This window comes from Limnohabitans sp. (genome assembly GCF_023910625.1).
GTDB lineage: Bacteria > Pseudomonadota > Gammaproteobacteria > Burkholderiales > Burkholderiaceae_C > Limnohabitans_A.
In genome coordinates this window covers 2436408-2461055 of sequence record NZ_JAAVVW010000003.1, presented here as the reverse complement: position 1 = coordinate 2461055, position 24648 = coordinate 2436408, and the positions used below count along the sequence as shown (strand labels likewise).

General features: G+C 61.8%; 20 protein-coding genes and 1 pseudogene. 7 read left to right on the top strand and 14 right to left on the bottom strand.

The window, feature by feature from the left end; all coding sequences use genetic code 11:
- Nucleotide 1 precedes the first annotated feature (1 nt).
- Nucleotides 2-1882, bottom strand: coding sequence for a protein translocase subunit SecD (secD, locus tag HEQ17_RS15340; RefSeq protein WP_296293536.1), 1881 nt, complete (start codon nt 1880-1882; stop codon nt 2-4).
- Between the two features lie 69 nt (nt 1883-1951).
- The gene (gene yajC / locus HEQ17_RS15335; RefSeq protein ID WP_296293535.1) at nt 1952-2284 is read right to left on the bottom strand and encodes a preprotein translocase subunit YajC; all 333 of its coding nucleotides are present in this window, start codon (nt 2282-2284) and stop codon (nt 1952-1954) included.
- Nucleotides 2285-2522: 238 nt separating this feature from the next.
- On the opposite strand from yajC, the gene HEQ17_RS15330 reads away from it, so the two are divergent.
- A complete protein-coding gene (locus HEQ17_RS15330) occupies nt 2523-3377 on the top strand; it encodes a DMT family transporter (protein WP_296293534.1) in 855 nt (284 codons plus the stop codon).
- A gap of 38 nt (nt 3378-3415) precedes the next feature.
- Here HEQ17_RS15330 and HEQ17_RS15325 read toward each other — a convergent pair whose 3' ends face one another.
- Nucleotides 3416-4513 (bottom strand): hypothetical protein, encoded by a 1098-nt coding sequence (locus HEQ17_RS15325; protein ID WP_296293533.1) that lies wholly within the window; start codon nt 4511-4513, stop codon nt 3416-3418.
- A gap of 325 nt (nt 4514-4838) precedes the next feature.
- Complete coding sequence (gene phaP / locus HEQ17_RS15320) at nt 4839-5396, bottom strand: TIGR01841 family phasin (RefSeq protein WP_296293532.1); 558 nt, start codon at nt 5394-5396, stop codon at nt 4839-4841.
- A 240-nt stretch (nt 5397-5636) separates the two neighbouring features.
- Between phaP and HEQ17_RS15315 the strand changes: the two genes are divergently transcribed.
- Nucleotides 5637-6236, top strand: a complete 600-nt coding sequence (locus HEQ17_RS15315) for a hypothetical protein (protein ID WP_296293531.1) — start codon at nt 5637-5639, stop codon at nt 6234-6236.
- Between the two features lie 14 nt (nt 6237-6250).
- Here HEQ17_RS15315 and HEQ17_RS15310 read toward each other — a convergent pair whose 3' ends face one another.
- Both HEQ17_RS15310 and HEQ17_RS15305 read right to left on the bottom strand, forming a co-directional pair.
- Complete coding sequence (locus HEQ17_RS15310; RefSeq protein WP_296293530.1) at nt 6251-8272, bottom strand: hybrid sensor histidine kinase/response regulator; 2022 nt, start codon at nt 8270-8272, stop codon at nt 6251-6253.
- Nucleotides 8273-8355: 83 nt separating this feature from the next.
- A pseudogene (locus tag HEQ17_RS15305) lies at nt 8356-8513 on the bottom strand (3'-5' exonuclease); the annotation flags it as partial.
- A 43-nt stretch (nt 8514-8556) separates the two neighbouring features.
- On the opposite strand from HEQ17_RS15305, the gene HEQ17_RS15300 reads away from it, so the two are divergent.
- From HEQ17_RS15300 to HEQ17_RS15285, 4 genes are all read left to right on the top strand, one after another.
- On the top strand, nt 8557-9645 hold the full coding sequence (locus HEQ17_RS15300; protein ID WP_296293529.1) for an alkene reductase: 1089 nt from the start codon (nt 8557-8559) through the stop codon (nt 9643-9645).
- Between the two features lie 183 nt (nt 9646-9828).
- Complete coding sequence (locus HEQ17_RS15295) at nt 9829-11007, top strand: ATP-binding protein (protein WP_296293528.1); 1179 nt, start codon at nt 9829-9831, stop codon at nt 11005-11007.
- A gap of 23 nt (nt 11008-11030) precedes the next feature.
- Nucleotides 11031-11702, top strand: a complete 672-nt coding sequence (locus HEQ17_RS15290; protein WP_296293527.1) for a metallophosphoesterase — start codon at nt 11031-11033, stop codon at nt 11700-11702.
- A gap of 94 nt (nt 11703-11796) precedes the next feature.
- A complete protein-coding gene (locus HEQ17_RS15285) occupies nt 11797-13029 on the top strand; it encodes a hypothetical protein (RefSeq protein WP_296293526.1) in 1233 nt (410 codons plus the stop codon).
- A 75-nt stretch (nt 13030-13104) separates the two neighbouring features.
- On the opposite strand, the gene HEQ17_RS15280 is transcribed toward HEQ17_RS15285, so the two are convergent.
- The 6 genes from HEQ17_RS15280 to HEQ17_RS15255 form a co-directional block, all read right to left on the bottom strand.
- Nucleotides 13105-14202, bottom strand: coding sequence for a MaoC/PaaZ C-terminal domain-containing protein (locus HEQ17_RS15280; RefSeq protein WP_296293525.1), 1098 nt, complete (start codon nt 14200-14202; stop codon nt 13105-13107).
- 445 nt (nt 14203-14647) lie between these two features.
- Nucleotides 14648-16264 (bottom strand): Na/Pi symporter, encoded by a 1617-nt coding sequence (locus HEQ17_RS15275; RefSeq protein WP_296293524.1) that lies wholly within the window; start codon nt 16262-16264, stop codon nt 14648-14650.
- Between the two features lie 19 nt (nt 16265-16283).
- Entirely contained in the window at nt 16284-16628 is a 345-nt protein-coding gene (locus HEQ17_RS15270; RefSeq protein WP_296293523.1) for an STAS domain-containing protein, read from the bottom strand.
- A 61-nt stretch (nt 16629-16689) separates the two neighbouring features.
- On the bottom strand, nt 16690-19230 hold the full coding sequence (locus HEQ17_RS15265) for a SpoIIE family protein phosphatase (RefSeq protein WP_296293522.1): 2541 nt from the start codon (nt 19228-19230) through the stop codon (nt 16690-16692).
- A gap of 5 nt (nt 19231-19235) precedes the next feature.
- Entirely contained in the window at nt 19236-19712 is a 477-nt protein-coding gene (locus tag HEQ17_RS15260) for a hypothetical protein (RefSeq protein ID WP_296293521.1), read from the bottom strand.
- 13 nt (nt 19713-19725) lie between these two features.
- Nucleotides 19726-21099, bottom strand: a complete 1374-nt coding sequence (locus HEQ17_RS15255) for a hypothetical protein (protein ID WP_296293520.1) — start codon at nt 21097-21099, stop codon at nt 19726-19728.
- An 85-nt stretch (nt 21100-21184) separates the two neighbouring features.
- Between HEQ17_RS15255 and HEQ17_RS15250 the strand changes: the two genes are divergently transcribed.
- Complete coding sequence (locus HEQ17_RS15250) at nt 21185-21526, top strand: DUF924 family protein (RefSeq protein WP_296293519.1); 342 nt, start codon at nt 21185-21187, stop codon at nt 21524-21526.
- Nucleotides 21527-21763: 237 nt separating this feature from the next.
- Here HEQ17_RS15250 and HEQ17_RS15245 read toward each other — a convergent pair whose 3' ends face one another.
- Together HEQ17_RS15245 and HEQ17_RS15240 are read right to left on the bottom strand one after the other, a co-directional pair.
- Nucleotides 21764-23767, bottom strand: a complete 2004-nt coding sequence (locus tag HEQ17_RS15245; protein ID WP_296293518.1) for a CPBP family glutamic-type intramembrane protease — start codon at nt 23765-23767, stop codon at nt 21764-21766.
- Entirely contained in the window at nt 23764-24636 is an 873-nt protein-coding gene (locus tag HEQ17_RS15240) for a class I SAM-dependent methyltransferase (protein ID WP_296293517.1), read from the bottom strand. Before HEQ17_RS15240 ends, HEQ17_RS15245 begins: the two co-directional genes overlap by 4 nt.
- Nucleotides 24637-24648: the final 12 nt, after the last annotated feature.

Below are 24648 nucleotides of genomic sequence, written 5' to 3'. Positions count from 1 at the left end.
CTTAGTCGGCTTTCACCGCAGTGCCAGCCTCGGGCCGCCAGACGGTGCCGATCGACACCGATTTGAGTTTCTTTTGGCCGCCATACCAAAGATTGACCAGACCTCGCGAGAAGAACACCGCCGAGAACATGCTCGTCAAAATGCCGATGGTGTGCACCACCGCAAACCCGCGCACCGGGCCGGAGCCAAAGGCCAGCAAGGCCACACCCGCGATCAAGGTGGTGATGTTGGAGTCAAAAATCGTGGCCCAGGCGCGGTCATAGCCCGCGTGGATGGCCGCTTGGGGGCTTGCCCCATTTCGCAGCTCTTCACGCACACGCTCGTTGATCAGCACGTTCGAGTCGATCGCCATGCCCAGTGCCAGCGCCATCGCGGCCATGCCGGGCAGGGTCAGGGTCGCTTGCAGCGTCGACAAAATGGCCACCAGTAACAGCAGGTTCACACCCAGCGCAATGCCGGAGAACAGGCCGAACATGGCGTAGTAAATGACCATGAAGGCCCCGATCACCAGGAAACCCCAGGTCACGCTGTTGAAGCCTTTGGCGATGTTTTCTGCGCCCAGGCTGGGGCCAATGGTGCGCTCTTCGATGATCTCCATGGGCGCAGCCAATGAACCAGCGCGCAGCAGCAGCGCGGTGTCGTTGGCCTCAACCGTGGTCATGCGGCCAGAAATCTGCACACGACCGCCGCCAATCTCGGCACGGATCACCGGGGCCGTGACCACCTCGCCCTTGCCCTTTTCGAACAAGATGATGGCCATGCGCTTGCCCACGTTGTCGCGGGTTACATCCTTGAAGATGCGGGCGCCCTTGCCGTCGAGCGTCAGGTTCACGACCGGCTCTTGGGTCTGGCTGTCAAAGCCAGGCTGGGCATCGGTCAGGTTGTCGCCCGTGAGCACCACCTGTTTTTTGACGATCAACGCACGCCCATCGCGCTCCAAATAGCGCTCGGTGCCAAAAGGCACCATGCCCCCAGGCTGCTCGGCGGCACGCGCTTCTGTGCTTTCGTCCACCATGCGCACCTCAAGGGTGGCGGTGCGGCCCAAAATGTCTTTGGCCTTGGCCGTGTCCTGCACACCGGGCAACTGCACCACGATGCGGTCCAGCCCCTGCTGCTGGATCACCGGCTCAGCCACGCCCAGCTCGTTGATCCGGTTGTGAAGTGTGGTGATGTTTTGCTTGAGCGCTTGCTCTTGCACCTTGCGGGCGGATTCAGGCTTGATGTTGACCCCCAAACGCAGCTCGGCGCCATCGGTCACTTCGCGCGTTTGCAGATCGGGGAACTGGTCGGTGATCAGGCGCTTGGCGGCTTCTTGTTGTTGCGCGTCGCGCACGCGGATTTCGATGTTCTGGCCATTGCGTGAAATGCCGCCATGGCGAATGTCTTTTTCGCGCATGACACTGCGCAACTCCCCGGTCAGGGCCTCCACGCGCTGGTTCAGCGCAGCTTGCATGTCCACTTGCAGCATGAAGTGCACGCCACCGCGCAAATCCAGGCCCAGGTACATGGGCGAGGCATACAAGGCGGTCAGCCAGCCGGGTGATCTTGACACCAGATTCAGGGCCACCACGAATTGCGGATCCGAGGCGTCCGGGATCAAGGCTTTCTGGATGGCATCCTTGGCCTTGAGCTGCTCATCGGTGCTCTCCAGGCGCACCCGAACCGAGCCCCCATCGAGCACCAGACCCCGAGTGTTGATGCTGTTGGCGTTGAGCGCATCTTCGACTTTTTGCAAAGTCGAAGTGTCCACCTTGATGGTGGCCTTGCCCGAAGACACCTGCACAGCAGGCGCCTCTCCAAAGAAATTGGGCAAGGTGTAGACCGCACCCAACAACAAGGCGATCACGATGACCACATATTTCCAGACCGGGTAACGGTTCATAAAGACTCGCGTGCAGGAAAGAAACAAGGGGCTCGGTGAATCCGGGTCCCCGAAGAGTTGACGCTCAAATCACTTGATCGTGCCTTTGGGCAAAACCTGCACCACGGCGCTGCGCTGCATCTGAATTTCCACGCCAGCGGCCATCTCCACGCCTATATAGGCATCACCGATCTTGCTGACCTTGCCCAGCAGACCACCCGCCGTCACCACCTCATCGCCCTTGGCCAGGGCGTCCACCATGGCGCGGTGCTCTTTTTGCTTCTTCATCTGGGGGCGGATCATCACGAAATACAGCACCACAAACATCAGCAGCAGCGGCAGCATGCTCATCAGGGTGGACTGCATGTCACCACCTGAGGCGGCGGCGGGAGCGGTTTGGGCAAAAGCAGAAGAAATGAACATGGGAACTCCACTGAAAGTCAAATTCGGGTTGTGCGGGTGACGCCTGGGCGTCCTGCGGGCGAAGCCGCCATTGTATGCGGCGCTATGATCACTTCCAAAAGCCCGGCTTGTAGAGGGTCGCGCCCCAAGAAAGCATCGGGGCCACCCCATCAACCCCGTCCAAACCCCGACAAAAAACAAACATGCCAACCACCCACGGCCAACCCATCGTGTTGGAACTCACAGAAAGAGGCCCCGTTTGAACTTGCGTTTGTGGGCCATCCTGGCCTTGCTGGGCAGCCTGATTTCCCTGGCAGTGGGCACCTCGTTTGCCAAAAGCCTGTTTCCTGCATTGGGCGCGGAGGGCACCACCGCCTACCGCATCGTATTTGCCATGCTGATGCTGATGACGGTGTTTCGGCCCTGGCGCAGAAAGTGGGTCTGGGCAGACGCGCTGCCACTGGGCCTGTATGGCGTCACCCTCGGGGTCATGAACCTGCTGTTTTACAGCGCCATCAAAACCATCCCGTTTGGCGTGGCCATTGCCATCGAATTCACCGGCCCGCTGGCCTTGGCGGTCTGGACCTCCAAAAAAACCAGTGACTGGCTTTGGGTGTCTTTGGCCATCGCCGGGCTGGCCTTGCTGCTGCCCCTGCCCGGGGGCGAGGCCAACTCGGCGCTCGACCCCATGGGCATGTTTTTTGCCTTCACAGCGGGTATTTGCTGGGCGCTGTACATCGTTTTCGGACAACGGGTGGCCCTGCGCTACGGCAGCATGGCCACCCCCATGGGCATGCTGGCGGCGGCCATCATGGTGACACCCATTGGGTTCTACCATGCTGGCACAGCCATGCTCGACCCGCAATGGTTGGTGGCCGGCCTGGCCGTGGCCTTGCTGTCCAGTGCGATCCCCTACGCACTGGAGATGTTTTCCCTGCACCACCTGTCCAAAAACACTTTCAGCATTCTGCTCAGCCTGGAGCCCGCCGTTGGCGCACTGGCAGGCTGGCTGGTGTTGGCGGAACACCTGAGCCTGACCCAAGGCTTGGCGATTGTCTTGGTCATGGTCGCTTCCATGGGCACCGCCTGGTCAGCCGGTCAAGCCAAGTCCTGAGACCACAGAACAAACGCAATCCCCTGCCTGGCCGGAGATCACTTCGCCACAGGGGCTGCCACTGCCGGATTGCCCGGAGCGGCGGCGGGTGTTGCGGGTGTTGCGGGTGTTGCGGGCTGCGGGCTGCCCGTGATTTTGTCCACCTGCTTGAGCAACCAATTGCGGTTTTCTTGGCGCTGCTTTTCCTGCAGCGCATTTTCTTGTGCAACCTGCGCGCGCAAAGCTACGATTTTGTCCTGCAAAGCACGTTCCTTTGCCGATTTGACCTCTGCGACCTGACGCTCGGCCAATGCACGCGCCTCCTCAATCGCCTGAATCCTCGCCGCCTCTTGAGCCGCCTTCCGAGCAGCCTCTTGAGCTGCCGCTTGGGCCACCCGGTCTTGCTCTGCCTTGATGCGCGAAGACCTGACCCCGGCCATCTCGCGCACCCCGGTGCTCCAGGGCAAGTTCTCCAATTGGCGGCGAATGGCCTCTTCGCGTGAAATCACCCGCGACTGGCCTTGCAAGGATGCCGTGAAGTAGCCCTCGCAACGGCTCCGAATGCCCCCCGCCACCGTACAAGCATGCCCCGCCGGGTTTTGCGCCCCCCATGCTTTGGGTTGCGCCACAAATGCATCGCAGCGGGTAAAAGCCCGCTGGATCCGGGCGTCTTCTGCACTCGGCTGGGGGTCTGTGAAATCAAACCATTGCGGGCGCACCAGATCGTGCGCCAAGGCCACGCTCACACACTCACTTTTGGCAGGCGGCATTTGCGCCAGCATGGCCGCCCAGATCGCCTGCGTCGTGCCATTGTCACGGACCACCTTGAACCGCGCCTGGCCTTGCACAGGGCAGGCATTGATCAACTGGTCATCAACACGCCTAAACTGTCCGCGCCAATACACCGTGACCCACTCAGCCTCGCCCGGGTTGATCGCCACGCGGGCGTCAAAGAACGGTGCGCGCACCACGCGCTCGACAGGGGCTTGCCCGGGGACGGTGATCTCCAGATTGCAAACCTGCTCACCATTGAGCACCCGGGCCGAAACGGGCACGGTCTGGGTTTGACCCGCCAGCAGCACGTACTGACCCGCCCATGCCCACGGCACGGCCCCCAGCACAAGCACTGTCACGCACCACCAACGACTTGAACCCATTGCACCACCGTTGCCCAAAAAACATCGTCTTACAGTATCGGCAGCAACAGGCCCGACTTGATAGCCCCTCAAAGCCACCCCCAAAACGACTGGCGGTGATCGGCCAATGCGGCGAGACCCCCGGCAAAGACTGCGCTTTGTCAGGTCATGAGCTCAATCGCATGCCAAACGGTCAGAACGGCCAAGTCCCCCTTCGGTCTGCAAAACGGGTGCACAGGCCAAAACCCAAGCAGATGACCTGGGTGAAACCCAAAACAAACAGGGTGCCCGATGGCACCCTGATGGCAGGCAGCCGACCCTCTTGGCCGGCGTGTGTGGCAATTGCTCAGGCCTTGGCTTTAGGCTTGGACATGGCAGCTTTGACCGAAGCTTCGGCTTGGGCAGTGGCCGCCTTCAGGCTGGCTTCGGCGCTCTCAGCGGCTTGCTTGGCCACTTTTTTCAGGGTTTCGGCGGCGCTCTGGCTGGCGTCGAAAGCGGTCTTGATGGCGGCCACGGCGACATCGGAGCCAGCAGGTGCGTTCTTCAGGCTGCTTTCGACCAGGCTTTTGACAGCCTTCTCGGACTCGGCCATTTTGCCCTCCACGACCTTGGTGAAGACGGCGCTGGTGCTGTTGGCAATGTCAGCGATGTGTCGGCCATAAGACACCGACTTTTCGAGTGCCGGCTGCACCAAAGCGGCATGCACAGCCATCAGGTCTTGCGGGTTCTTGACAGCCAACAGGGCTTGCATGTTGGCGAAAGACTCACCCACAGCAGCTTTGCCAGCGGCCATGTTCAAATCGACCAAACGCTCGAAACCGGCAAAAGCGGTTTGCGACAGGTCGGCAACGGCAGCCATGTTGGCTTGTTGGGTGGCGGTGAAATGTTCAGCGTTGAAGTTCATGACGTGATCCTTGAAGGGGTTTTTGTTGCAATGCAGCAATTTGAACAGCATGAAGAAGCCGGGGCAAGGGAGAAGCTGCACTTTAGAGTCCGCTCTCCAATAAAGCGTTTGTGAGCGCCAACGCGCTGAACACCCTGCTTCAGCCCGTGCCATTCCCTGGGCAGGGCCTTTGCCCCTGTTGGGGCTTTCAATCACTAAACTCGGCGCTCGATCAATTCTGGCCGCAAACTTTGTATCTTTATGGAACTCATCCTCCTGTTGTTCATCTCGGCCATGGGTATCCACTGGCTCAACCTGCAAGGACAGCGCAAACGCACCGCCTTGCTGGCCCAGCAACTGCGCCCCTACCAGATCGAAAAGCTCATGTCACAACTGACCACCTCGTACATGCGCGCGCTGGGCGAACCAGACCCCGAGCGACAACAACAAATTTGGCAACTTCAAGAACAAGCCGAGCAACAAATGGCGGCCGATTTTCAGCATCTGGCGCGCGAGTTCGCAAAATTGCCCGCCCCCGAGACCCGTGGCTTGAAGCTGGCACTGCCCTTCATTGACCAACTCACGCCGAAGTTTTGTTTTGACATGCGCCGCCTGCTGGAGGTGCACGCACTAGGCATCGAGCGGGCCGTGGACAACCGTGAGGGCTTGTCCAACAAGGCCCGATCATTCCGCATGATGGGCGAGATGTTTTTGATGCAACACAGTTGCCATTGGTTTTGCCGCTCCAAAACCATCGCCTCTGCCCGCATGCTGGCCCAGCACCAGACACGCCATGAGCAAGCGCTCGAAGCTGTCAGCCCCGAAACGCACCAGGCCTACCTGGCCGTGATTCAGAGCTGACGGTGCTGACGGCTTTACAGGTGGCCCTGAGCCCCTGTGACTTTCGTCCATTGGGTGATCGCGCTGCACAAGGCCTCCAGGGTGATGGGCTTGGGGACGTGCATGTTGAATCCGGCTTGTTTGCAACGGAACACGTCCTCGGGCATGGCATTGGCGGTCAGGGCCAAGATGGGGGTTTGAGCCGCCTGTTCGCCCGCTTCGCCTGCCCGAATGCGTCGGACCGCTTCATAGCCATCCATGATGGGCATCTGGCAGTCCATGAGCACGATGTCAAAGTGTCGTTCCCGAAGGATCTGAAGGGTTGCAAGTCCATTGTCCACCAGTTGATGGCTTGCCCCCAATTTTTCGAGCATGGAGAGGATCATCTTTTGATTGAGTGGGTGATCCTCTGCCACGAGCACGCTTGGCCCTTGTTTGAAAATGAGGTCGGCCTGGTTGTTTTGCTCCGACTGTGTCAGTTTGTTCCTGGGCTGTCTGTCATCAGGTGGGTATAAATCTTTGTTCAGGGGCAGTCTGAACCAAAAACATGAGCCGTTGCCCACGCTGCTTTTGACGCCAATTTCACCACCCATGGCTTCAATCAAGCGTTTACTGATCGAAAGTCCAAGGCCCGTTCCGCCATGATGTCGCGTGCTGGAGTCATCCACTTGTGAAAATGGTTTGAACAGCAGCGCTTGCTGAGCCTCAGAAATCCCAATGCCAGAGTCTTGAACTTCACATTGCCAATAACCTTCGTGGCAACTGGCACTCAGTTGGATTTGCCCCTGGCGGGTGAACTTGATGGCATTGTTGAGCAGGTTGTTGATGATTTGCCGCAAGCGATAGGGATCGATGAGCAGTATGGATGGCAGTCCCGGTGCCAGTTTCGTGTTGACTTGCAGCCCTTTGGCCTGCGCACCCGCAGCATGCAATTGGGTGCAACTGTTGATGAGATCATGCAAGTGAACAAGTTCATTGCGAAATGCCATTTTGCCGGCCTCAATCTTGGAGAGGTCCAAAATTTCGTCGATGAGTTGCGTCAATGCATCGGCACTTTGCTTGATCATGTGCGCTTGCTCAGTTTGCTCTTGATTCAGACCAGAGGCCTCAAGCAGACTGAGCATGCCAACAACACCGTTCATGGGTGTTCGAATTTCATGGCTCATGTTGGCCAAGAAAATGCTCTTTGCCTTATTGGCCAGTTCAGCCTGATGTTTGGCTTCGACCAAGTCGATCTCAACTTGTTTGCGTTGTTGAATGTTTGAAAAACTGCCCACCATGCGCAGAGGACGGCCTTCGGAAGTTCGCTCAACCACCTCACCTCTGTCGAGTACCCAGATCCAGTCACCATTGCGATGGCGCATACGGTGTTCATGGTGGTAATGCTGACCGTGTTCCAGACTGTCCTGCAAAAGGAGCTCGACTTCATCCTTTTCATCAGGGTGCAGCAGTGAGGTGAAATCTTTTACGGTGCCCGTCAGATCGTCAACGCTGTAGCCGAGTATTTCGTACCAGCGATTGTTGTGGCGCAGTTCACCGGTGTCGATTCGCCAGTCCCACAGGCCTTCTCCGGTGGCTTGCATGGCCAGGCTGAGTTGGCGTTCGCTGGCCTCGACGCGTGCCTGTGCAGCGCGGATGTCGCTGATGTCGTGGGCGATGACGAGGATGCAGTTTTCTCCATCCTTGTTTTTGAAGGGCTTCTTGATGGATTTGAAGTAGCGCACTTTGCCGGTGCGGTCGTCGGTCGATTCTTCCATGACGATTTGCGTGACGCCCGAACGCATGATGCCCATCACGTTGTCGCGGAAAAAGGCATCTTGTTCGGGGGTGGCGCTGAAGTGGCCGTCAGACTTGCCGATCATGGCTTCGGGGGTTGTGCCGTAGAGGGCGGCCACGGTGCGGTTGCACAGCAGAAAGTCGCCCTTGGCATCCTTGAGAACGACGACGTCTGGACTTTCGTCCAGGGCTGTACGCAGCAGTTCATTCTCTCTCTCAAGGCGTGCCAGTTTTTGCTGCAGAGCTACAAATTCAGAATTGATATGCGTGGCATTGCTCATGATGGTTGTGATGGTGAACGGACAGTCAATCCAAGCAAATGCGCTCGATTATGGACCAGCGTATGGGCACTAGCGGGTTATCAGCCGGTGAGCTGGGTGATGAAAGCGTTCAACCGCACCCCGGCGTTCATCAGTCTCTGAAAGCGGTCCACCACCTGCCCCCCTCCAGCATCACCACCGCCACCTCGGTGGCGCGTTCGCGCACATTGGACGAGATGCCCATGTTTTCGCCACCAACCATAATCAACAGATTACTTTTGGCCCACCCACATTGCAAAGCCCCCATGACCGACACCCTTGCCCAACTCTTCCAACCCACCCGCATCGGCGACATCGAGATGGCCAACCGCGTGGTCATGGCCCCGCTGACCCGTTGCCGCGCCGACGAAGCTGCAGGCGACATCCCCGGCAGCGCCATGAACATCGCGTATTACCGCCAGCGCAGCAACGCAGGCCTGATCATCAGCGAAGGCACACAGGTCTCGCCCGGTGGCAAAGGCTACATGGCCACCCCCGGCATTTATTCGGACGCCCAGGTCGAAGGCTGGAAGCCCATCACTCAGGCCGTGCACGCGGCGGGCGGCAAGATCGTGGCGCAAATCTGGCATGTGGGCCGCATCTCGCACCCCGACCTGACCGGCGGCGCTGCGCCCATCGCCCCATCGGCCGTGGCCGCCAGGGTCATGGCCTACGGCCACAACGGCAAAGTGCCCGCCCCGGTGCCACACGCCCTGAGCGCAGAAGAAATCAAAGAAGTTGTGCAGCAATACCGCCAAGGCGCGGCCAACGCCATGCGCGCCGGTTTTGACGGTGTGGAAATCCACGGTGCCAACGGTTACCTGATCGACCAGTTTCTGCGCGAGACCACCAACCTGCGCACCGACGGCTACGGCGGCTCGCCCCAAAACCGCATCCGCTTTGCGCTGGAGGTGGTGGACGCCGTGGCCGCCGAAATCGGCGCAGGCCGCACCGGCATTCGCCTGTCGCCTGTGTCGCCCGCCAACGACTCGGCCGAGAGCAACCCCCAGGCCGTGTTCGGCCCGCTGGTCGAAGCGCTCAGCCAACGCGGCATCGCCTTCATCCACTTTGTGGAAGGTGCCACCGGTGGCCCGCGTGACCTGACCGGCTTTGACTTTGCGTGGGCACGCCAAGCCTTCAAAGGCGCCTACATCGCCAACAACGGCTACACCCGCGACATGGCCCTCGACGCCATCGCATCCGGCAGCGCCGACGCCGTTGCTTTTGGTCGCGCCTACATCTCCAACCCCGACCTGGTGCAACGCCTCAAAGCCAACGCCCCACTGGCCAAAGCGAACTCCAGCACCTTCTATGCACCGGGGCCTGAAGGGTACATCGACTACCCGGCGATGTGAGGCGGCGGTTGACGGGCGACCACATTGCCCGCATCTCGATCAACCCCGCCGACCACGACCTCTCGCCCCAGAAGACGGGTCTCTACAAAATGCAGTCACCGGCTGGGGCTTTCGTGCAGGATGTTACTGAGTCACACCTCAAATAACCCCGTAAATCAAATATATGATGTATGATTTACGGTAATGATAACTCGACAAATCGCCTCCATCGTTCAACAACGGCTCAGCTCTGGCGTACCCGCTGCGGTATTGCTCGGACCCCGTCAGGTGGGAAAAACCACGCTTGCGCGTCAACTGGCGGCCCACTGGCCCCAAGGCGCGGTGTACCTGGATCTGGAACTTCCCTCAGATCGCCGCCGCTTGGAAGACCCCGAAACCTATTTAAGGGCACAAGCCCCCAAACTCGTCATCATCGATGAAATCCACCGCGTGCCTGAACTTTTTGCCGTGTTGCGCGGACTGATTGACGAAAGACGCGCAGCCGGGCAGCTTTACGGCCATTTTTTGCTCTTGGGTTCAGCCGCCATGGCACTGATGCAGCAGTCATCCGAAACCTTGGCCGGTCGCGTGGCCTATCTGGACATGCATGCCATCCATTTGAGCGAAGCCATTTCTGCAGGACTGTCTGAATCTGTCCTGTGGAACCGGGGCGGCTTTCCAGACAGTTTGCTGGCGCAAGACGACGCACACAGCATGTCGTGGCGGCAAGACTTCATCCGCTCTTATTTAGAACGTGACGTGCCCATGTTTGCACCTCGCATGTCCGCTGAAACACTGGGTCGCCTGTGGACCATGTTGGCGCACCAACAAGGCGGCCAAATCAATCAAGCGCAACTGGCAGCGAGCTTGGGTGTCAGCGCCCCTACCGTAGGCCGCTACATCGACCTGCTCACCGACCTGCACTTGGTCCGCCGACTACAGCCCTGGTTTGCCAATGTGGGCAAGCGCTTGGTCAAGACGCCCAAAGTGTTTGTGCGCGACAGCGGTTTGGTGCATGCCTTGCTGGGCCTGAAAGACGAAAACGATGTGCTGGGTCATCCTGTTGCAGGTGCCAGTTACGAAGGCTTTGTTTTGGAAACACTGATCACGCAAGCCGGACCTTCGCTCAAACCCTATTTTTATCGAACGCACGATGGTGCGGAAATTGACCTGCTGTTTGAACGCGGCGGGCAACCCGACATCGCGATCGAGGTCAAACGGTCCAGTGCGCCATCTCCCGAACGGGGGTTCAAACACGCGTGTGACGATCTGGGCATCACCCAGCGATACGTGGTCTACCCGGGTACCGAAAGTTTCAGCCTGCGACAAGGCACACAGGCCATTGGCTTGCAAGGCATGCTCGAATTGCTGAACCCCGAATAGACCACAACACACAGACTGAGCACATGCACCCCGGCCCCCTCCTCTTTTGCGGCGACCCGCACGGCCAATGGCAGCACATCATCGATGCCGCGCTGCAAACCGATGCCCGCGCCGTCATCTTGCTGGGCGACCTGGAGCCCGCACGCCCGCTGCACACCGAGCTGGCGGCCATCCGCGAACGCGTCTGGTACATCCACGGCAACCACGACACCGACCACGAGGGCAACTTTGCCAACGTTTGGCACAGCGAACTGGCCGAGCGCAACATCCATGGCCGAGTGGTCACGCTGCCCTGCGGCACGCGCATTGGCGGGCTGGGCGGCGTGTTTCGGGGTGCGGTGTGGTACCCCAAAGACCGGCAAACGCCCAAGTTTCGCAACCGCGAAGAACATGCCAGCAAAACCCCGCGCCAAGACCGCTGGCAGAGCGGCGTGCACCTCAAACACTGGTCCACCATCTACCCCGACGAGGTGGAGCAACTGGCCACACTGCAGGCCGACATCCTCATCACCCACGAAGCCCCCGGCTACCACGAACACGGCTTTGCGCCGCTGGACGAACTGGCCCGCCGCATGGGCGTGCGCATGACGGTGCATGGCCACCAACACGACAACATTGACAGCAGCGCGCGTTGGGCTGAGCAGGGGTTTGAAAGTTATGGGGTGGGGCTGCGGGGGGTCATGGCGTGGCCTTGACCTGCCGCCTAGCTTCTCGTCCTTCCTTTACCCTCACCATCCATCACCACCTAAAAATATTGACATTGACTGAAAAACGTTAATAATTTCTGACATGCGTACATCTGAAATGATCAGGCAAGCCATGGCAGACAAACCCCTTGGGGCGGTCTTCTCAAGTGCTGACTTTTTGTCGGTGGGGACTCGCGCAGCCGTGGACCAGGCGCTCTTTCGGATGATGAGTGCCGGGATCATCGAACGGGTCGCCAGAGGGCTGTATGTCACAGCCGGTCAGCGTGTGGACGCACAAACCATTGCCCATGCAATGGCGCAAAAGACGGGGGAGCAAGTAGGGCTTGCGCCAGCCGGAGGCACGAATAATCTGCTCGTGGTGCCCACTTCTGGTCTGTCACGCACGGTCAAAGCCGCTGGGCACACCGTGCAATTTCGCCGCATGAGTCAAAGAAAAGTCCAGCTGGCTGCCAGCCCCAAGGGCAGGGTCTTGCTTGAGCTGTGGACCCGAGGCATGCAAAACCTCACAACGCTGGAGATCCAACGTGCCACGGGTGACTGGGCAGAAGGGGAAATGGACAACTACGCAGCGCTTATCCCGGCGTGGCTGCGCACCGTCATTGCGCAAGCCAACGCGCCACGCAAGTCCGTCAAGATCGGTTTATCGGGCGCTTATGACTGGTCAAACCCCAACATCAAAGACGACGTGTTGATCGGCAAAGTGCTCGAAAAGCACAAGTTCGAGGATGTGGCTCGGTTGTGCTTTTACTACGGCGTCCCCAAGGTCAAGCGCGTGTTCAAGCGGCGCGCTTATGAACCCATGACCAGCGCCAGTGTGACGCGAATGCTGGGCAACATCAGCAAAGGCTTGCGAACATCCCGGGGAAAAGCGAATTCCAAGGTCACGTTTCATTCCCGCAATGAAAGCGATCGACCCAAGGCGCAAATTGCGTACTTGAAGGCAACGCCCAAGGTGACGGTTTCAGAGGGAGGCTTTGATGTGCTGGGCATCGATGGGCTGCTTGCCATGAAAAGCATCGTTGTCTATGACCGCGTGAAGTCTCGTGACCTCTACGATTTGATGGTCCTCACCAAGGATCACGGCTATACCCTCGACGACATCTTTGCATGCATCGATCGCTATCAACCCATCAGGAACAAAGACCCCGAACGCTTCAAAAGCGTGGTCACGGGCGTGATCCCGCTGGACAAAAATGATGAAGGTTTTGCCAGCATCCAGCTGAATGTGAAGATGGCCGACATTTACAAGTACTTCAAAAAGCTGATCAACGACTACGAAATCAGGGCCGTTCAGCATATGCGGCCAAGCCCTTGAACGGAAATTGGGGTCAGATCCCAATTGATTCAGGGAAATTGGGGTCAGATCCCAATTGATTCAGCAACGGATGCCTCAGTACCGCGATGCCTCAAAGCGGCCGCTGGCCAGCAACTGCGTGCCGCTGGCGTTGGCGAGCTCGAAACTCTGGCCGTCGTGCGACAGCAGCACCGGCTCGCCGCAGGGCACCGGCCGGCACAGGTGCAGGTCGAGGCGGTGCACCTGCCAGCCGGCCTGCGCCAGCTGGCCGACGATCATCGAGCGCGTGGCCAGCCCTTGGAGAAACGGCTTTGGGTGGCCAAAGAGCCGCGCAGCCCAGGGCGTGGTGTGCACCGGGTTGGCGTCACCGCTGAGCTGGCCGTAACGCTGACCCAGGTCGTTGGAGACGTCGATGCGCGCCTGCCAGGGCGCCGTGTCTGGCGCCCAGCGCGGTGTTCGGCGCAGCAGCGCCTCGAACGGCGGTCCGGGGTGGCGTGCCAGCGCGGCCAGCTGGCCCGGGCGGTAGCCGCGCACGATGAAGTCGTCCTGCACGTTCAGCAGCACGAGGCCGTCCTCGCTGCTCACGGTGCAGGCGATGTGCACCACGGCCTTGTGCACCACAGACTTGTGCGCGCCCAGCGAGTGCACGGCCGCGACCCGCGCCGAGACGATCTGACTTCCCAGTTGAGCGGCCTGAGGTGCCGGCCGGTGTGTCGCGCGGTGGCGCAGGTGCAGCAGGTGGCGGAAGTTCAGGCCCAGGTCGGCGAAGAGCCGCATGTACAGCAGCGTGCCGGTGGCCTGGCTGAAGAGAAAAGGCGCGCCAGCGGCTGCGCCTGCGTCCAGCCCGAAGGCCTGGCACCAGCGCGTGTGTTCGTCGCGCCGCGGCTGAAAGGGCGCTGCGTATGACCCCTGGGCAGCCGAAGGGTTGAGCCGGTGCGGCGAGAGCAGGCTGCGCAGCGTGGCTGGCCAGTAGGCCAGCGCGTAGCGGCCGCGCTTTTGAGGCGAGGGCACCGACAGCAGCCGCGCCGAGGTGGGCTCTTGGGCCGGGCTCTGGCCCAGCAGTGGCAGGAAGATCGCTTCGCTCAAGTCGTTCATGGCATTTTCCAGCTGGCGCGGCAGACCCACGGGGGGGGCTGCCAGCCCGGCTTGATCGTCCGATGCCGTGATGATCGAATCTAGTGCCGTCTGAGTCATGGCTGTGTCCTCTTTGGTTTTGGGGGTTGGTTCGTTGAACGATGGGTGGTGAGGCGCCCATCACCTCACTGGATTTCAATGTGAACGCTGCTGTCGGCCACGGCCACGGCCGCGCAGGCCCAGGCCAACCAGCGCCAAGGCGGCGGCTCGTCTGCTGAGTTGTCTTGGTTTTGTGAGCATCAATGCATCTCCTCGGTGTGACCCGCGTCGTGGTCGACGGGCCTGAAACTGAGTGAGAGCTTGCTGGCCTAGCGTTGAATTTGCGTTGAACGAGCCCGGTTCTGGGCGGTGTTTTTTGCCTTACAGAAAAATCTTTTCTGTCTTGCTTGTGATTGAGCATTCACGCGGTTCAATCTGGCAATCTTGGCGGCGGCCAGCACATGGGAGCTCGGGGCCAGCACTGTGGCCGCACGCTGAAGGGCCAGCCAGCGGCTCAGAGCTTGCATCACTTTGGATGGCCGGGCGAGGCGGCTGGGCCGTCCAGCAGCAGCATATAACGCCGCGCCAGCCAGACGCAGCGCTCAAACACAGTGGTGGCGCTGAACACCGCCTGGCGCAGGCCGGGTTCCAGATCGCTGCCTTGCAGGCGGCGTCGGATGCTGTCCATCAGATCCGAGCGATCATGGGTGAGGCTGCGCAGCAGCTCCAGATCTTCGGCGTCGGGCTGGGCGAGTGCGGCGGTTTCGGCCAGGGTCTCCAGCACTATGTGCAGGCTTTGCACAAGATGGTCCAGCAGCTGGGCGACGGTGGGGTCGCTCATCACGGCTTGGGTGCTCTGGTGCAGTTCCGCCAGCGACTCTTGCAATGAGCCGAGCAGGCGGTTGCGGTCGCGCAGCACCATGCTGCGCTCCAGAACATCGCGGCTGCGTTGGCGGTCGGCCAGTTCTACCAAGAACTGCTCACAGAGCAGCAGCACCTGGCTTTCGGCGGCCTGGCGTTTGTCGGCGGATGCAAGGGCGGCAGGCGCGTCTTGCCGCAGTGCGTCGAGATAAGCGGGCAGGCAGGCGAGCAGGCGTTGCTGCTCTTTGTCGGCCAGCAGCAGGGCGGTTTCGGCTTCGTCCAGGGCCTCGTCATGCACAAAGTGCGGCTTACTCAGGTTCTCCTGCAGCGAGGGCGCGGCCCAGGCTTCCAGCCAGCGCAGGCTGGGCTTTTCTAGGGTGCGGCTGCCCAGATCGCTGAGCAGTTGCACCACCATGTAGAAGGCCGCGAAGCGGGCCGGCAAGCCTAGCTGGAAGTGGTCCAGCAGGCGGTTGAAAGGGTCGTCCAAGAGCCAGCGGTTGCAGGCGTAGAAGATAAAGGTGAGCAGCAGGCCTTGCAGGCGCAACAGAACCTGGAACAGCACCAATTGGCGGGCGCTGCCCTGCAAGCGGCCGGCCAAGTTCCAGGCCGAGACGGCGGAACCCAGGCCTGCGCCCATCACCAGCATGGCGCCGCCGTTCCAGCTGATCAGGCCGCCGGCTGCCAGGCTCATGGTGATGACCACCACCGTGGTCGAAGACTGCGCGACCCAAGCCACTGCCGCACCGATGGCGAAGCTGGGCAGCAGCCAGAGGCCCAGCTCGCTGATGTGCAGGCGCAGCCAGGGTTCGGTGCGCAGCAAGGCGGCGCCGCTCTTGATGAAGTCGGTGCCCAAGAACAGCAGGCCCAAGCCCAGCAGGGCGCCCACGGCGTGGCGCCAGCGCGTGGACTGGTCGATTTGCTGGTAGTAGGCAATGCCGGTCAAGCCGACCAAGCACAGTGCCAGGGCATGCAGATCAATGGCGGCCACCAGGACCAGCAGCGAGGTGCCGATATTGGCCCAGCGGATGATGGGAAAGGCGCGCTTGCGGTCCATGGCACCGGCGGTGACCAGGGAGACCAACACGTGAATCACCGCATTGACGCTTTGCATCACCGCCCCGGCCAGCAGGCCGAACAATGCCAGCGAGCCCGCGCCGGTGACGGCACGCGCAATCAGTTGGCGCAGGCGCCGGCCGATCACCTGGCGCAAGTTGTTGCTGACCAGGCGGATGCCGATGAAGAACAGGCCCAGCCCTGCGAACAGGCTGAAAAAGATGCTCATGAACCCGTGTGAATCCGCGTCAGGCGTTCAGTTGTCGCAGGCCTTCGCTGCGGTCGGCCACGCTGTCGATGATCTTCAGAAAACCGCTGATCTCGAAGACTTCGCGCACATGCTGACTCATGCCGCAGAGCAGCAGCCGGCCTTGCGCCTGCTTGGCCCGCTTGGCGGCCATCAGCACCACGCGCAGGCCGGCGCTGGAGATGTAGTCCACTGCGGAAAAATCCAGCAAGGCGCGGGCGTTGTGCGTGGCAAACAGATCTTGTGTGGCCTGCTCGAAGGCGCTGGCGGTGGCACTGTCGATACGCCCCTTGAGGCTGACCAGGCGGGTGCCTTGTTCATCGTTGATGTCGTGTTCGAAGCTCATGGCGGGGACTCTTTCTTTGGCAAAGGGGTTGGGTGGTTTTGGGGCGCTGGCCTTCCGGCCGTTAGCGCTTGAGGGTCTTGAGCAGCACGATCAAGTTGCCGCTGCCGTCATAGAAGGCGCGCACCTCGTCCATCATGGTTTTGACCATATGCACGCCCAGGCCGCCCACGGCGCGCTCTTCCACCCCGGCTTCGAGGCCGGGGGCGGGCGCTTCCACAAAGGGGTCGAAGGGTGGAGCGTCGTCTTTGACGATGATTTCCAGCCACTCGTCCGAGCGTGACAGACGCACATAGATGAGACGGTTGGGCGCGCCGTGGAGGCCGTGCTGGATGGTGTTGGTGAGCAGCTCTTCCAGACAGAGGTTGACGGCAAAGGCCACGTCCGGCCGCTCGGTCAGGGCCTGGTCCACGGCCTCGGCCAGATGGGCGATTTCCTCGACACGGCTGAGCAGCTTATGCTCCAGCAGCAAGGTTTTGTTATTCAGTTCCAGGGGGGCGTGGCTCACGGTCATAGCTCCTAGGTCAAGTGGGTAGGCGGACGGGGCGGTGGAATCGGGATGGGCATCGCTGAGCGCCACGCAGTCTTCGCGCGCCTTGCGGCACAGCAGCAGGGCGGTCAGGTCGTCGCTGGGTTCGGCGCCGCCGACGAAGTCGGCCACATCGCGCACCAGACTGACCAGCTTGGCGGCGGCTTGCGGCTCTTGGTTTCGCTGCAGCCACGCGATCAGGTGTTTTTCGCCGTAGGCGTTTTCGGCAGCGTCGAAGGCTTCGGTGATGCCGTCGGTGTAGAGCAGGAGCGTGTCGCCGTAGGCCAAATGTGCGTGGCGGCGGCTATAGCTCATGCCGGGCATCACGCCCAGGGCGATGTCGTTCGCGCAGTCCAGGTTCAGCACCTCACCTTGGGCGGTGCGCAGAAGCGGCGGGGGATGGCCGGCGCTGGCGTAGGCCAAGCTACCGTCACGCGGGTCGTAGATGCAGTAGCAAGCGGTGACGAACAGTTCCATCGGGTTGCGCCCGCTGAGCAGATCGTTGGCGCGGCCCAGCACCTCTTCGGGGCCCAGCTCGTCTTGGGCGAGGTCTTGCAGCACGGTGCGTGAGACGGCCATGAAAAATGCCGCGCCCACACCCTTGCCCGCCACATCGGCGACCAGAAAGCCCCAGCGGCCCTCCGACAGCGCAAAGCAGTCATAAAAGTCACCGCCTAGCTCGCGCGCCGGGTGCATGCAGGCCTGCATGGAGAAGTCGGTCGTGTCGGGGAAATGCTGCGGCAGTATGGCCTGCTGCATATCGCGGGCCGATGCCAGCTCTTCTTGCACGCGCAGGGCGGCCAGGTGCAGTTGGTCATTCTTGTCGGCCAGCTCCAGGGTGCGAAGTTGCACCAAGCGCTCCAACTCGCGCTGGCGCGATTCGTTTTGCTCGCGGATCACATCGAGCAAGCGTCCGACCTCCGAGGCCACGGTGTTGAAGTTGCCCGCAACCAAAACCAGTTCGTCCTGCGTGTCGATGTGGATGCGGGTGTCCAGCCGGCCGGCGCAGAAGTCTTGCGTGCCTTGCGAGAGCCGGCGCAGCGAGCGCAGGGTGGAGACGTAAATACCAGCAAACAAGTAGGCAATCGCCGCCATTGCGCCCACCAGCAAGGCGCCCACCTGCCACTGGCTACGGCGCAGCTGGGTCAGGCGTTCTTGCAGCATGGCATCTGCCTGCGCGGTGCTGGCCACCAGCAGGGCTTGCGCTTGGGCCAGATTGGCACCGGCGATGGGGCGCAGCTCGGCGAGGGCCTGGGGCGATTCAAGCACCTTGTCAACCGCGTCTTGCTGGCGTTCGATGCGGGACAGCAGTTCGTCCAGTTGGGCTTGCAAGCCGGCGCGGTCGTCCGGGGTCAACAACTGCCGCATGCCGGCGTGCAGGGCGGGCGTTGCCTCACTCAGCACCACCTGGGCGGCCACGGCGTAGCTGGTCAGGCTGTCGCTGGACATGGCCAGCGCGTCTTGCTGTTTGGCCAGCGTCTCCATCACCAGCGGCAGGCGGTGGGTGAGCATCTCGAAGGCCGCGTCCAGTCGGGGGTCCACATTGAGGCGGTGGGCCCGTCCGCTCTCGCGCATCAATGCCAGCAAGGCGTTGATAGTGCCGGTGTGGGCGGCGAAGCGGCGCTGGGCATCGTCCTCTTGCGTCCCCAGGTCTTGCAATTGCTGCCACTGCTGCTGCAGGCGCTGGCCCAGGGCGGGCAAGGTGTTGGGCGGGGCACTGGGGGGCAGCTGCGGGCTTGTGGCCCAGGCCAGCAGGGGTTGCAGTTTGGCTTTGGCCGCCGGCGTCTGACTGCGCACCCCGTTGAGTTCACCGCGCTGACGCACCAGCGTGTCGAGTACGGCGGCCTGCTGCGCCAGCGCGGTCAGGCCGCGGCGTTCCAGCTCAGCGGTTTGCGCGTCTTGCCCGGCTTTGCGCAGCAGCGGCCAGCTCAGCAAGGCCAGAGTCACCAGCATGACTGATCCGACCAGCAAAAACTTGCGCGAAAAGCTCAGTCGCCCCGACAACCAGCTCGCAGGCGCCAGCACACGGCTCCATCGGTAGGGTGCCCGTACGGTGGCGGGTACAGCAGCGCTCATGTGACTCAGTCGAGGCTGGCGGTTAAGAGCACCTTGACGGTTGCACCGCTGGGCCTGCGCGACACATAGCCAATCGCACCCGGCGTGCTCTGCACCAAGCGGGTCACTTCTTCGTCACTGTCCACCTGACGCGGTGGCAAGCCCATGCCGGTGAAGCTCTGGCGGGCCCAGAAGGCACGAAGCTGGCCGGGGCTGCGGCCTGTGATTTGGTCATAAAAGGCGCGGCGTATGCCGCTGCCTTCGCGCAGGTCGATGGGCTGGATGGCCTGACCGTCGGGCCAGCTCTGTTGCTGGAGCAGATAGATCTGCGTCACGCGCTCGGGGCTGATCTTGTTCAGGGCCACATCTTTGTGGGCGATGACGATCAGCTCATTGCCGGCCAAGGTTGGTTGCACCACAGTGAAGCACAGCAAGGCCAGCACAGTGGGCAGCGAGAACAGGGCCAAGCGAGCGCGATGAACGTGTTGATGATTGAGTTTCATGACCGGCCCCTCCTCAGAACACCATGTCCAGCGTGACGCTGAACAGCAGGAGCTTGTTGTCGAAGGGCAGCGCGGGCACGGCCAGCGGGCCGGGCGTGTTGGCGTTAGGCGTGCGCACCAAGTCGAGCTGGGTCTTGATTGCCATGTTCTCGCGCCAGTCCCAGCGCAGGCCTACGCCGACAGAGCGGCTGCTGATGTTGGCGAACTGCTGGGCGCGATCAAAGCCTTGAAGGAGTTGGCTCAACGAGCCGTCGAGTTGAGCGTCCATGCCGGTGGGGGCCAGGGCGCTGGTGTTGAGCTTGGCGCTGGAGCGCTTGAGCTGTGCCAGGCTCAAATAGGGCGTGAAGTCCCCGAAGCTGCGCGCCAGCGTCAGGCTGTAGCCGGTGCCGCGGCCGACCAGATCGTTGCGCGGGTCCATCGAGGTCAGCTCGGCCAACAAGCGCCAGCGCTGCCAGTTGCCGTCCAGACCCACGCTGGTGTAGACGGGACGGTTGTCGAAGGGATTGCGTAGCGCCTCCAGGCCTTGTGCCTTGGCTTTCAAGCTGGCCAGCGTCGTGGGTGGCAGCAGGGGGTTGAGCGCCATTTGCTGTAGTGCGCCGCTAAGCTGGTTTAGGCCGCTGTTGATCTGGCTGACCTGCTCGGAGCGCAGCGCATAAAGGTCAATTTCGGTGCGTGAGACGCGCACAGTCAGGTTTTGCAGATTGGCGCTGAGGCTGAAGCCACGCAGGCCGCTCAGGCTGGCGTCGGCCGACATGGCGGGCGAGAAATTGTTGAAGCGGTGGGTGTAGTCGTTTCGGCCGCCAAAAACTTGCGCCAGCAGGCTGGCGTCGCCGAGGTTGAGGCGCCATTGCAGATCGGCGCCATCCAGACTGGCCACGCTGTTGACCGCGGCGTAGATGGTCGGTGCCGGGCGCACCGTCAGATTGGCATAGCCGATCTCGGCAATGCTCGAGTCGAAGAACAGCGGGCTGCGCATGCGGCCCAGATTTAGGCTCAGGCCTTGGCCCAGTTGCTGGCGCAAGGCTGCGATGCGCAGGCGCGGCTGCATGTTCTCACCGGCCCGGGCCACGCCTTGCACTTGAAAGGTGGTCCCGCTCAGCGGCTGCCATTCCAACTGCAGGCCCAGCACCGTGTCCATATTGGCCGACCAGCCTTGCTGCACCGGCTTGAGCTGAGAAAAGGAGGTGATGGCGCCAGCGGTAGCGTTGTTGTTGTGGGCCAGGCCCAAAGTGGCAAAGCCGGAAAAGCGCAGCGGCTTAGCAACAAGGCCTTCGCTGCCTTCAATCACGTCCTCGGCAGCCTGCGTGCTGGCGCCGGCCAGCAGGCCCAGGCCCGCCAGCGCCAAGGCGGCGGCTCGTCTCCTGAGTTGTCTTGGTTTTGTAAGCATCAATCCATCTCCTCGGTGTGACCCGCGTCGTGGTCGACGGGCCTGAAATTGAATGAGAGCTTGCTGGCCTAGCGTTGAATTTGCGTTGAATCGCTGCAGCGCCGATGGGCGCGGACATTTACACGCCAAGGTCAACGGCCACCCCATCGAGCTGAACTATTTGCAGCGTGGCGAGGTGCTGGACTTGCATCACACCGGCGTAGACCCGGCCCTGCAGGTGCGCGGCCTGGCCGCCAAACTGGTGGCGCATGGGCTGCAATGGCTGACCAGCGCCGACCCGCGTCTGGAAGGCGCGCTGGAATACGCCCCTAAACACCAGGCCGTGATCGAACAGTTAGGTCGCTTCCCGCATCGCAACGCCCTCTTGGGCCGAAGCTCCAGCGCTGCAGAAGCAGACTATTTGGCTCAGCCTGGCGCGGGGTTTTGAGCTGCCAGAAGGCTGTCACCCTCCTTGCTAAGGCTAGGCTGAATAAGTCCCTGTGATGCTGCGAACCCCGGTTCGGGATGCGCAACAAGGCGCAAGCCACAGCCCTGGCAGGCCATCGAACTGCGCACCACCACAGGCCTGGCAAGCGCACGACACCCGACAGCCCACCCGTCATGAGTCCCATCAAGCGCCCCTCTAGAGCCCGCTCAACAGCCCCGCAGACTTCAGCATGGCTGCTCAGGCTGCCTGCACGAACGCCGCCAGATCCAGCACGCCGGTCACCCACAGGCCGATGAGCAGATGAGAAACGCTGACACCCACCAGTGTTTGGTGACGCAGATACAGCCAACCCCAAAACAAGCCGGGCACGAACACCAGCAAGGCATAGCCTAGGCCTAGATGCTGGTGGCTGATGGAGAACACGGCGTTAGAAACCAAGATGGCGCGCAGTGCCGCACCCCGCCCGCTGAGCATATGCTGCAAGCAGCCCTGGATGACGCCTCGCGCCACGAACTCCTGCACTGGGGAAAACAGCGCATACAGCGCGTAAGCGCCCACTGTGGCCCATAGCCCGGCCGCTGAGACCCAGGGCGAAAACACCCGCAGCTCAGCAAAAGCAGGCACAAAGCTGATGCACGCCAGCTTGAGCACGGTGCACAGCGCGCACACCAGTACGCTCCAGCGCAAGGCATCGCGCACATCAGCCTGCCAGCCTTGGAGACGCAGACCGAAGACTGGCAGCGGCAGGCCTGTTTGCCTCACCGTCCAGCCCGCCACCAAAGCCATCAAAAAAAGGGCCCCGGAGCTGATCCAGGTGCTGGCGCCAGCGGCATTGGCCCAATGCTGCAGCGCCCCCAGCGCCGAGGTGTAGACAAAGATCAGCAGGATCAGATGCGTGAGCAGGGTGCCAAAGGCCGAGCGGTGCTGCGAAGCCTGCAGGGCCTGATGCAGAGCGGCTAATGTGCGCAGCTGGGCCTGATCGACCTGTTCGCTCAAGGCCAAGGTCTGGCTGGCCAGGCTTTGGGTGAGCAGGTCTTGGCCGGTCTGAAGCTTGTAAGTGGTCAGGTCCGTGCTGGGCAGGTACCAGGCCAATACCGCGCTCGAACAGCGCGCACGCCATGCACTCGGTTCTTGGCGCAACAGGCTCTCGACACCGGTGAACTGCTTGGACCCTAAGCGCCCCATCTCCACCCATTCGGTCGGCGCGGTGTCTTGCAAAGCCACCGGGCGCTCCAGCACCACCTGACCCTCGCCCAGCAGCCACAGCCCGTCGGGTGGCGCGTGCAAGGGGTGGAGCAAGGCGCCCGGCGACAGCGTTTGCCGAATCAGCAGCGGGGCCAAGGCATCAAGCTGGGCGCTGCTGAGGCTGCTGATCAGGTCATTGCTGCGCCAGCCCTTCGCAAGCAGCGCCTTGCGTGCCGCCAGCGCGCGCTCGGACTGGCACGCAATCCGGTGCACCAGCCAGCGTATCTGATCCAGCGTTTTGCGCATGGGATCGGGCCAGTCACGCATGGCGCTAACGCTGTGGTCTTGGTCAAGGTTGCGCGTGAGGGCGGCCAGCTCATCGGCACCCATGGCCATGGGGTCGGCTGCGGCATCTTCGGGGGCGGCACAGACTTCCGCCAACAAGTCCAACCAGGTGGCCACGCTGAGCGCGGCAGCATGACGCTGGGTCGCCGTGGTCTGCAGGGTCTGCATCTGCAAGCGCAGATGCTGCAGGCGCTCAAGCAACTCGCGCTCTTCAAAAGAGAGCTTGGCACGACCCGCCACATCGGGCAGAGACAGCTCTGGTATGGGCTGCGGCACATCCCAATCCTGATCCTGCCATTGCGCTGCCAACCGAGCCTGCCACGCCAGGGCGTGCGCGCTGCTGTCTGGCCTGGCCCGGTCCCGCCTGCTCTGACGCCAATGCAACAGGGGCAGCAGCGCTGCGCCGAACGCGCAGCAACTGAGCATCAAGGCGAGCCGAATCGATAAATCGGGCGACCAAGCCAGCGCTTGTTGCAACAGCTTCAACAGGGCCCAAGCGCCCATCGCGCACAGTGCCATGCCCAGCGCCGCGCGCTCGCGCCGCCCCAGCGCACCACGCCGCCGCACCAGCACCACACCGCTGATCAGGATCAGCAGGGCGGCGGCCGCCTCGTGAAATGCCGTGGCCACAGCGATCAGGGCCAGCGCCAGCTTTTGCGTGTGGGCCAAAGTGCGCTTGGCGACAGCAGGAGCCGTCGAATGAACCGTCATGCAGAGACGATCTCGAGCACCTCGGTGGTATGTTGCCAGCACAGCGGATAGCGGAACTGGCGCATGCCCCACAGCAACAGCGCCTTGGTCAGGGGAGCGGGCAATTGGGGGCATTGCGCCAGAATGTTGACGCCCCAGCCCTCGGTGATGCAGAAGCGATAGGCCTCCTGCGCGTCTTCAAAACAAACCGGGTCGCGCAGGGTATAGCTGCGCTCCACCCGCATGCCCTGGGCCTGGCAGGCCTGCTTGATATCGTCCAGCGCGCGCGGCACATGGCTGGCCTTCAGGGCTTGCTCAATCGCACGACCCACCCAACGCTTCCAGGGCCAGGGCGAAAGCTCGAAGCAGCGTCGACTCTCCACCAGCAATGGGCTGATCCCCACATGGGTGGAACTGACCAGGGACAGAACGCCACCGGGCCTGAGCAGCTTGCGCGCCTGTTGCAGCACATCGCTCAGCGGCACATACGCCAGGATGAAGTGCGCCAACACCCAATCAAAGGACTGCGCCTGCAAATGGTGCTCCGCATCTTGGGCCGCCGCGAGCACGGCCCGCAGGGGCAGGCGCGCACTTGCTGCGGCCAGCATGGCGGGCGAGATGTCCAGGCCGGTAAAGCGCAGCGGATGCTGCAAGCACTGCAACTGGGCCAGCAAGGCGCCATCGCCCACGCCAAGGTCGAGCACGTCCAAGGGCACCGCATCATCGGCGCCGCGACCCGTGCCGAGCTCATGCAAGCGTTGCGCCAGCATATGCAGTACGGTGTCATTCTTGCGCCCAATAATCCCGCTATGAGAGTTATAGCCCTGCGCTACCGCATCGTGAATACGCGTCAGGCGCGAGGCGGGCAGCCTCAAAGTGATGTCGTCCATATTTGCCCCCTG

Coding starts and splice junctions, on each gene's coding strand:
- HEQ17_RS15290 (WP_296293527.1), top strand. CDS start 11,031: ATGCACCCCGGCCCCCTCCTCTTTTGCGGCGACCCGCACGGCCAATGG.
- HEQ17_RS15300 (WP_296293529.1), top strand. CDS start 8,557: ATGACCGACACCCTTGCCCAACTCTTCCAACCCACCCGCATCGGCGAC.
- HEQ17_RS15255 (WP_296293520.1), bottom strand. CDS start 21,099: ATGCTTACAAAACCAAGACAACTCAGGAGACGAGCCGCCGCCTTGGCG.
- HEQ17_RS15325 (WP_296293533.1), bottom strand. CDS start 4,513: ATGGGTTCAAGTCGTTGGTGGTGCGTGACAGTGCTTGTGCTGGGGGCC.
- HEQ17_RS15270 (WP_296293523.1), bottom strand. CDS start 16,628: ATGAGCTTCGAACACGACATCAACGATGAACAAGGCACCCGCCTGGTC.
- secD (WP_296293536.1), bottom strand. CDS start 1,882: ATGAACCGTTACCCGGTCTGGAAATATGTGGTCATCGTGATCGCCTTG.
- HEQ17_RS15260 (WP_296293521.1), bottom strand. CDS start 19,712: ATGAAACTCAATCATCAACACGTTCATCGCGCTCGCTTGGCCCTGTTC.
- HEQ17_RS15315 (WP_296293531.1), top strand. CDS start 5,637: ATGGAACTCATCCTCCTGTTGTTCATCTCGGCCATGGGTATCCACTGG.
- HEQ17_RS15285 (WP_296293526.1), top strand. CDS start 11,797: ATGCGTACATCTGAAATGATCAGGCAAGCCATGGCAGACAAACCCCTT.
- HEQ17_RS15245 (WP_296293518.1), bottom strand. CDS start 23,767: ATGACGGTTCATTCGACGGCTCCTGCTGTCGCCAAGCGCACTTTGGCC.
- HEQ17_RS15280 (WP_296293525.1), bottom strand. CDS start 14,202: ATGACTCAGACGGCACTAGATTCGATCATCACGGCATCGGACGATCAA.
- HEQ17_RS15275 (WP_296293524.1), bottom strand. CDS start 16,264: ATGAGCATCTTTTTCAGCCTGTTCGCAGGGCTGGGCCTGTTCTTCATC.
- HEQ17_RS15265 (WP_296293522.1), bottom strand. CDS start 19,230: ATGAGCGCTGCTGTACCCGCCACCGTACGGGCACCCTACCGATGGAGC.
- HEQ17_RS15310 (WP_296293530.1), bottom strand. CDS start 8,272: ATGAGCAATGCCACGCATATCAATTCTGAATTTGTAGCTCTGCAGCAA.
- HEQ17_RS15240 (WP_296293517.1), bottom strand. CDS start 24,636: ATGGACGACATCACTTTGAGGCTGCCCGCCTCGCGCCTGACGCGTATT.
- phaP (WP_296293532.1), bottom strand. CDS start 5,396: ATGAACTTCAACGCTGAACATTTCACCGCCACCCAACAAGCCAACATG.
- HEQ17_RS15295 (WP_296293528.1), top strand. CDS start 9,829: ATGATAACTCGACAAATCGCCTCCATCGTTCAACAACGGCTCAGCTCT.
- yajC (WP_296293535.1), bottom strand. CDS start 2,284: ATGTTCATTTCTTCTGCTTTTGCCCAAACCGCTCCCGCCGCCGCCTCA.